The sequence below is a fragment of the Dyadobacter sp. CY343 genome, assembly GCF_021390335.1.
Lineage (GTDB): Bacteria > Bacteroidota > Bacteroidia > Cytophagales > Spirosomataceae > Dyadobacter.
The window spans coordinates 1-1,267 of the sequence record NZ_JAJUXK010000016.1; the positions used below are offsets into that span (position 1 = coordinate 1).

General features: G+C 39.1%; 1 protein-coding gene. It reads left to right on the forward strand.

The features are described from left to right. The first annotated feature begins 59 nt into the window (after nucleotides 1-59). Nucleotides 60-1,237 (forward strand): IS3 family transposase gene (locus tag LZG94_RS26330; protein WP_233794632.1). Its coding sequence is split into 2 segments (ribosomal slippage): nucleotides 60-330 and nucleotides 330-1,237, totalling 1,179 coding nucleotides; the frame shifts between segments, so codons are not numbered across the junction. Nucleotides 1,238-1,267: the final 30 nt, after the last annotated feature.

Sequence of the window (1,267 nt, forward strand, 5' to 3'; positions counted from 1 at the left end):
TGGACCTGCTACCTTTAAGCGGACATTGAGTTAAGTGAAACTTTTATAACTTAATACATATGTCAGGAGAAAGAAGAGTATTTGATAAGGAGTTCAAACTGATGAGCATTGAGCTGAGTAATAACCGAACTGACCTTGGCGCTTTGGCAAAGGAATTGGATGTTCCGCCTGCGATGCTATATCGCTGGCGCAGAGAGTTTTTCGCAAAACAGAATGGTAGCTTTCCGGGTAACGGAAAAGTGATTTTGAGTGAAACGGAGCTAGAATTGGCCCGACTCAAAAAAGAACTCAGGGAAACGCAGCTTGAGCGCGACATCTTAAAAAAGGCTGTCGGCATTTTCTCCAAGAGCGATGGCAAATATTCCGGTTCATAAAAGATCACCGAAAATTATTTCCCATTGAGAAAATGTGCTTGGTTTTTAAAGTGAGCAGAAGCAGGTTCTATACTTGGCTTAGTAGTAGATTGTCAAAAACCTGCATTGAAAATCAGCTGCTTACTGAGAGAATAAAAGTCATTCATGGCAAGAGTAAACAAACGTATGGAAGTCCCAGGATCACTCATGAACTCAATAAGTTGGGTATAAAAATATCCCGTCCACGAGTTGCCAGATTGATGAAACGATCAAAAATCCGAAGCATTATAAAAAGAAAATTTCGTGTTACAACAGATTCCGAACATAAGTACCCGATTGTAGAAAACAGGCTTAACAGACGATTTAGAGTAGAAAAAACAGCAACGGTGTGGGTCTCAGACATTACCTATATCAAGACGATTCAAGGCTGGTTATATCTCACAGCGATAATTGATTTAGCTGACAGGAGAATAATCGGGTGGGCACTAAGTTCATCGCTGAAAACGATTGATACTGTGATACCTGCGTGGAAAATGGCTCTAAAAAACAGGAATATAACCACCGAACTAATTTTTCATTCTGATCGAGGCATTCAATATGCTTGTAATGAATTTAAAAGTCTACTTGACAAAAATCCCCTTGTAATCAGAAGTATGAGCCGTAAGGGAAACTGTTGGGATAATGCGGTTGCTGAAAGCTTTTTTAAAACGCTAAAAGTCGAATGCGTTTACCAAAATAATTTTATAAACAAGAAGCACGCAGCACTGGTAGTCTTCGAATATATTGAAACCTGGTATAATAGAAAAAGGCTCCACTCGGCCTTAGGATATGTTTCACCAAAAGAGTTTGAGGAGCTTTTACACAAACAAAAAATTGCGGCTTAATATCTTGTCCGCTTTATTGTTGCAATTCCA